The following is a 6663-nucleotide window of genomic DNA, read 5'->3' on the forward strand; positions in this document are numbered from 1 at the left end:
ATTTTTTTTTTTTTTGGTTGTTTCTCGATGCGTGTTTCTAGTCGGTTGTGGGCCGGGGGGGGGGGGGGGGGGGCCCCCCCCCCCACCCCCGTCGCCAGATCGGGAGTGGTGACACCGCTGCGGCACCCCTGTCGGGTGGCCGACAACAGGCGGGAAGGGCTGTGGAAAACTCGTGAAATCCTGTGGATAGCGCTGGATAGCGGCCTGACCGCCTGTGGACAACGATCGACCGAACGCGAAGATGCGGTCACGATTCGTGACCATGAGCCGCACCGTACTGCCCCGCCCCACCCTGCTGCCCGGCCTCAACCGGCTCTGGCGGGACCGACACACCCTCCAACTCGGCGTCGGCCCCGGGCCAGCCGCCCTACTGGAGTTGGCCAATCCCCGCGCCGCCCACCTGCTCGACCTGCTCGACGGCACTCGCAGCGAGCGGACCGTGCTGATCCAGGCGGCTTCCGCCCAGGTCAGCGCCGACGACGCGCGTACCCTGCTCGACACCCTGCGGGCCGCCGGCCTGTTGGTGGCCGCGCACAGCCTGCTCCCCCGCGACCTGACCGGCCCGGTCCGCGCCCGGCTCGCGGCGGAGGCCGGCGCGCTGGCACTGGCCGCCGCCCGACTGCCCGGCACCCCCGCGCAGGTCCTGCGTAGGCGGCGGGCGGCCCGCGTCCTGCTCACCGGTGCCGGGGCGCTCGGCGGGCCGCTGACCGTGGCACTGGCCCAGTCCGGCGTGGGACAGGTGATTCCCCAGCTCACCGGCTCGGTACGCCCCGTCGATCTGATCGGCACGGGCATCCCCGCCGCTGAACTGGGTCGGCCACTCGGACCGGCGGTGCGGGCCGCGGTCAACCGCGTCGCACCCGGCACCGGCACCCGTCCGAGCCGCACCGGGCGGATCGACCTGGTGATCCAGCTCGGCACGGACCGGCCCCCGGCGCTGCTGGCCGCCGGTCTCGCCCAGCGCCGGCAGCCGCACCTGCTGGTCACACTGCGCGAGGGCGTACCGGTGATCGGGCCGTTGGTCCGCCCACCCGCCGGGCCCTGCCTGCACTGCGTCGAGCTGCACCGGGCCGACCGCGACCCGGACTGGCCCCGGCTCGCCGCGCAACTCGCCGCCGCCGACCCGGTGGCCGCCGCGACGACCGGCACGCTGCTCGTCGCCTGCGGGTACGCCCTGGCCGAGGCGCTGACGCAGCTGGACGGCGGCCACCCGGAGACGCTGGGCAGCGCCATGGAGATCACCGCTGCCGGCCGTTTCCGTCGTCGGGGCTGGCCGCCACACCCGGCGTGTGCGTGCTCGCGAGGGCGAGTGTCCGCACCAGCCCCGCCGCAGAGCAGCAGCGGGGCCCTCCGGTCGGTAACAATGACCGGGTGACCGACATCCCGCGCCGCGCCGTGTCCCGCACCGCCAAGCTCGCCGCCCTGCCGCTCGGCTTCGCCGGCCGGACCGTTCTCGGGATGGGCAAGCGCGTCACCGGGCTGGCCTCCGACGTGATCTCCGCGGAGATTCAGCAGCGCACCGCCGAGCAGCTGTTCAGCGTGCTGGGCCAGCTCAAGGGCGGGGCGATGAAGTTCGGCCAGGCGCTGTCGGTCTTCGAGGCCGCGTTGCCGGAGGAGATCGCCGCGCCCTACCGGCAGGCGCTGACGAAGCTGCAGGAGGCGGCGCCACCGCTGCCGGCCGCCAGCGTGCACAAGGTGCTGGCCGAGCAGCTCGGCCCCGACTGGCGGGACCTGTTCGTCGAGTTCAACGACGTCCCGGCCGCCGCCGCGAGCATCGGTCAGGTGCACCGGGCGCGGTGGCGCGAGCCGGGCTTCGACGAGTCGGGCGAACCGAACAGCCGCGACGTGGCGGTCAAGATCCAGTATCCGGGGGCCGGCGACGCCCTGCTCGCCGACCTCAAGCAGCTCTCCCGACTGGGCGGAATGTTCCGGGCCATCCAGCCCGGCCTGGACGTCAAGCCGCTCCTGGCCGAGCTTCGCGAACGGATCACCGAGGAGTTGGACTACGAGCTGGAGGCCGAGTCGCAGCGCGCCTTCGCCGCCGCGTACGCCGACGACCCGGAGATCTACATCCCGGAGGTGATCAATGCCTCGCCCCGAGTGCTGGTCACCGAATGGATGACCGGCACCCCGCTGGCCGACATCATCCGTGAGGGCACCGAGGAGGATCGGGACGAGGCGGGTCGGTTGATGGCCACCCTGCACCTCTCCGCGCCGCAACGGGCCGGGCTGCTGCACGCCGACCCGCACCCGGGAAACTTCCGGCTGCTGCCCGACGGTCGACTCGGGGTGATCGACTTCGGTGCGGTGGCCCGGATGCCGGAGGGCACCCCGGAGCCGATCGGTCGTATCGCCGCGATGGCGCTGCGCGGCGATGCCGACGAGGTCGTGGCGGGGCTGCGGTCGGAGGGGTTCATCGGCTCGGCCGAGGAGATCGACGCCGAGGGGGTGCTCGACTTCATCCGCCCCATGCTGGAGCCCATAGCGGCGGACGGCTTCCGGTTCACCCGGGCCTGGCTACGGGCCGAGGCGGGTCGACTGGCCAGCCCTCGCTCCCCCACGTACCAGCTGAGCAGGCAGCTCAACCTGCCGCCGTCGTACCTGCTGATCCACCGGGTGACGCTCGGGTCGATCGGGGTGCTCTGCCAGTTGGAGGCGAAGGCGCCCTACCGAAGCATCCTGGAGCGCTGGCTGCCCGGTTTCGCCCCGGTCGCCTGACCGTCGAGGCCCGGGGCGGCTGATCACGTCGAGGCCCGGGCCGCTGATCACATGGGGAAGGGCGGGTGCCAGTCGGCACCCGCCCTTCTGCGTGGGGTGGTACTAGAGAACGCCCAGGTCGCGGGCCGCCTTGTCGCGGCTGGTCATGGCGACGGTACGGGCGGATCGGGTTGCCTCAGTGCTCGTGGTGGTACGACCGGCCTGAGGCCGACGCATTCGAGCCCGGGTCAACGCTTCGTGGAGTAGTTGCATTTCGAAGGCTCCACTCGGAACGTTCAACATCGTTTTCTCACTCACTGCCGGTGTGCCACCGGCGTAGTTGGAACGGGTCGGGAACATGTCAGGCTGCCAGCCGGACCGCGCCGCGCACCTCGGACAGCCCACTGGCCGCCAGGCGCGCCTCGGCCTCGACCCGAAGCTCGGCGTCACGGGCGACGTCCTCCTTACGCGGACGGCCACGAGGCCGCTTACGCGGGACAACCGCGCCACGCTCAAAGATCTCGCCGCCCCAGACGCCCCACGGCTCCGCTCGCTCAACGGCTCCGGCCAGGCATTCGACACGCAGCGGGCAGTCCCCGCAGAGTGACTTGGCCAGCTCGAGCTCGGTGGGCGAGTCGGAGAACCACAGGTCGGGGTCGAACTTCCGGCAGGGCAGGTTCGCCTCCATCTCGACGCTCATGTCGAGGGGGGCCAACGCCAGACTCATCTCCCGGTCACCTCTCTCTCACTTCGATCTCGTGGATCGCATTCCGAGGTACTTACGGCGGGCAAAAAACTGAGGCCGCGGATCCCGGTAAGCGGGTTCCGCGGCCTCGAGGTGAGCCGGAGTCTGATGGTCAGACCGGTTTACCTCGAGGTGGAACGCCGCGGACATCCATGCGCTTCTTGGCGACCTGGATGCCATTGCCCGTGAAGCCACTGGTCCCCTCGACTCCAGCGGGCGCGACGGTCAGGGTCAGCTCGGCCTGAACCTGGTGCACCTGTGGAACCGACGGTCGTGCAGCCGCAAGGGCCACCCGGACAGCCGACAGCGGAGCGCAGACAGACGGCATCGCCGCCAGACGCTCATAGGTGAAGATCTTCACGGGTGCCACCTCCCTCACGTTCCTCGAATCGACTGGACCGACCTCGTGAGCAGCCGGAATGGCGCCGCTCGCGTGGTGTGTCCTGAGGCTATTCCTCGCGCCGGGGCGAGGGCAAACGAATTTACGACGAGATTTCGAAAGTTTTCTCCGGGCAGACATCGTCCACCCCGGCGCCGGCTACGAGAGCCAGCACCGACTCCCCGTAGAGGCCCAGCTTGCGAGGACCGATACCGGCGATGGCGATGAGCTCCTCCGAGCGGCCCGGTCGCCGCTCGGCCAGGGCGACAAGCGTCGCGTCGGTGAAGACCACGTAGGCCGGGACCTTCTGCGCACCAGCCACCCGCTGCCGCCACTCGCGCAGCCGTTCGTGCAGCTCATCGTCTATGTCGGACGGGCAGGTGGGGCAGCGGCCGAGCTTGCGGTCCGGGCCGGCGAGCAGTGTCGCGCCGCAGATCCGGCAGGAGACGATCTGGGTTCGCCGTCGCTCGGGACCGCGGGCCGGACCGGTGCCGCCGGTGGCCCGTTCCGTGCCGCCGGAGCGGTCCAGTTGGGGCAGGAACCGCGACGGCCGCCGGGCCCGTCCGCCCGGCGAGCGCGCCGCGGCGTACGACAGCCAGAGCCATTCCCGGGCGCGGGTGATCCCGACGTAGAGCAGCCGGCGCTCCTCCTCGACCTGTTCGACGGTCTTGGCGTAGGTGGTGGGCAGGGTGCCCTCGGCGAGGCCGACCAGGAAGACGGCGTCCCACTCCAACCCCTTGGCCGAGTGCAGGGACGCCAGCGTCACGCCGTCCACCGTCGGCACGTGCTGCTGGGCGGCCCGGCGCGCCAACTCCTCGGTGAAGTCGGTGAGGGTGACCGGGCGCTCCACCGAGGCGGCCTCGCCGATCGGCACTACCTCGGGGGTGGCCGCGTACTCCTCGGCGAGCTGGACCAGCGCGGACAGCGCCTCCCATCGCTCGCGGGCGGCGCCGCCGGCCGGGGGTGCGTCCGGGGCCCAGCCGACGGCGGTGAGCGCCTCGACGACGGCGGCCGGCAGCGGTGTCTCCCCCGGGATCGAGCGGGTGGACGCCCGCAGCGCCACCATCGCCTGGCGCACCTCGGTCCGTTCGAAGAACCGCTCGGCGCCCTGCACGACGTACGGCACCTCGGCCTCGGTCAGCGCCTTCTCGTACGCCTCGGACTGCGCGTTGACGCGGAACAGCACGGCGATCTCCTTCGCCGGTGTGCCCGCGTCGATCAGCGACCGGCAGCGCGCGGCCACCGCGTTCGCCTCGGCCGGCTCGTCGGTGAAGATCCGCAGGTCCGGCTCGGGGCCGGGTGGACGTTGCCCGCTCAACTCCAGCCGCAGGCGCGCCTCGGTGCCCCGGGCCTGGGAGATCACCGCGTTGGCAAGCCCGACCACCTGCGGGGTGGAGCGGTAGTCACGGACCAGCCGGACCACCGTGGCGTTGCGGTGCCGGCGGGGAAAGTCGACCAGGTACGCCGAGGTCGCCCCGGTGAACGAGTAGATCGTCTGGCTGGCGTCGCCGACAACGGTCAGGTCGTTGCGGCCGGCCAACCAGGCGTCCAGCAACCGCTGCTGGAGTGGGTTGACGTCCTGGTACTCGTCGACCACGAAGTGCCGGTACTGGCTGCGGATCTGCTCGCCGACGTCCGGGTGCTCCTCGATGCCCCACACCGCGGCCCGCAGCATGTCCTCGAAGTCGATCACGCCGTTCGACCGTTTGAGCTGCTCGTACGCGGTGAACACGTCGGCGACCTTCGTCGGCTCGTGCGGTGTGTCGCGCAGGGCCCGGGCAGCGGCCACCACGTATTCGGTCGGCTCGACCAGCGACGACTTCGCCCACTCGATCTCGCCGGCCAGGTCGCGGGCGGCGGCCCGGTCGGTACGCAGGCCGACCCGCGCGGCGGCGAGGGTGACCAGTCGTACCTTGCTGTCCAGCAGTTCGGGCATGGCACGGCCGGCCAGCAGCCGGGGGGCGAAGTACCGCACCTGGCGCAGCGCGGCCGCGTGGAATGTCCGCGCCTGGACACCCTGCGCCCCCAGCAGGGTGAGACGGTGTCGCATCTCGGCGGCGGCCCGGGCGGTGAAGGTGACAGCGAGCACGTGGCGGGGGGAGATCTCCCCGGAGAGAGCCCGGTGGGCGATTCGGGAGGTGACCGCCCGGGTCTTGCCGGTGCCGGCGCCGGCCAGGATGCAGACCGGGCCCGCAGGTGCGGTCACGGCGGCGCGTTGCTCCGGGTCCAGCCCGGCGAGCACCTGTTCCGACGCTGAGTGAACCACCACAACCAGGAATCATCTCAGCTCCTCCCAGCGTTGCAGCGAACAGCCTCGGCTTGATCCCCAAGTCGCGGCCGGAGGAGTTGGAGGATCCGACCATGCTGACGATGTATTCCACCCCCTGGTGCGGCTATTGCCACCGGCTGAAGTCGCAGCTCGACCGGGAGGGCATCGGGTACGAGGTGGTCGACATCGAGCAGGACCCGAAGGCCGCGGACTTCGTGATGAGCGTCAACGGCGGTAACCAGACGGTGCCGACGCTGCGTTTCGCCGACGGCAGCGCCCTGACGAATCCCTCGATCACCCAGGTGAAGCAGCACCTGGAGACGCTCAACGCCTGATCCGCCGGTTCAATCTCGGTGCGCGGCCGCCCCACCCGGGGCGGCCGCTCGTCGTGTTCGGGAACGGGTCACGGTGGCCGCTGTCGGTGGGTGCCGGGAGCCCTGGTCGGTCGGCGTCCTCGGCCGGACGACGGGGTGCCGGGAGCCCTGGTCACGGCTCGCCGCGATCTGCGACGCCCTCGGTGCCCGCCTCTCCGAGCTGCTGCGTGAGGTGAGCGACACCGTGGCGCTCGCCGAG

At 71.5% G+C, this 6663-nt stretch carries 6 protein-coding genes and 1 pseudogene; 4 read left to right on the top strand and 3 right to left on the bottom strand.

What is annotated here, in order from left to right; translation table 11 throughout:
- Positions 1-262 precede the first annotated feature (262 nt).
- Together ABZ749_RS26070 and ABZ749_RS26075 are read left to right on the top strand one after the other, a co-directional pair.
- On the top strand, positions 263-1375 hold the full coding sequence (locus ABZ749_RS26070; RefSeq protein ID WP_357232357.1) for a TOMM precursor leader peptide-binding protein: 1113 nt from the start codon (positions 263-265) through the stop codon (positions 1373-1375).
- A complete protein-coding gene (locus ABZ749_RS26075) occupies positions 1372-2718 on the top strand; it encodes an AarF/ABC1/UbiB kinase family protein (RefSeq protein WP_357232360.1) in 1347 nt (448 codons plus the stop codon). Before ABZ749_RS26070 ends, ABZ749_RS26075 begins: the two co-directional genes overlap by 4 nt.
- Positions 2719-3058: 340 nt before the next feature.
- Here the strand turns inward: ABZ749_RS26075 and ABZ749_RS26080 are convergent, their stop codons facing one another.
- The 3 genes from ABZ749_RS26080 to ABZ749_RS26090 all read right to left on the bottom strand — a co-directional run bounded on the left by ABZ749_RS26080 (position 3059) and on the right by ABZ749_RS26090 (position 6090).
- Positions 3059-3424 carry a WhiB family transcriptional regulator gene (locus ABZ749_RS26080; RefSeq protein WP_030490434.1) on the bottom strand — a complete coding sequence of 122 codons (366 nt, stop codon included), beginning with the start codon at positions 3422-3424 and terminating at the stop codon, positions 3059-3061.
- 130 nt (positions 3425-3554) lie between these two features.
- Positions 3555-3803: a hypothetical protein gene (locus ABZ749_RS26085; RefSeq protein WP_357204779.1), complete on the bottom strand. Its 249-nt coding sequence runs from the start codon at positions 3801-3803 to the stop codon at positions 3555-3557.
- 121 nt (positions 3804-3924) lie between these two features.
- Positions 3925-6090: an ATP-dependent DNA helicase UvrD2 gene (locus ABZ749_RS26090; protein WP_357232364.1), complete on the bottom strand. Its 2166-nt coding sequence runs from the start codon at positions 6088-6090 to the stop codon at positions 3925-3927.
- A 92-nt stretch (positions 6091-6182) separates the two neighbouring features.
- Between ABZ749_RS26090 and ABZ749_RS26095 the strand changes: the two genes are divergently transcribed.
- Together ABZ749_RS26095 and ABZ749_RS26100 are read left to right on the top strand one after the other, a co-directional pair.
- A complete protein-coding gene (locus tag ABZ749_RS26095; protein WP_112681335.1) occupies positions 6183-6425 on the top strand; it encodes a mycoredoxin in 243 nt (80 codons plus the stop codon).
- A 133-nt stretch (positions 6426-6558) separates the two neighbouring features.
- A pseudogene (locus ABZ749_RS26100) lies at positions 6559-6663 on the top strand (transcriptional regulator); the annotation flags it as partial.

Source organism: Micromonospora sp. NPDC047753 (genome assembly GCF_040642735.1).
In the GTDB taxonomy this organism is placed as follows: domain Bacteria; phylum Actinomycetota; class Actinomycetes; order Mycobacteriales; family Micromonosporaceae; genus Micromonospora.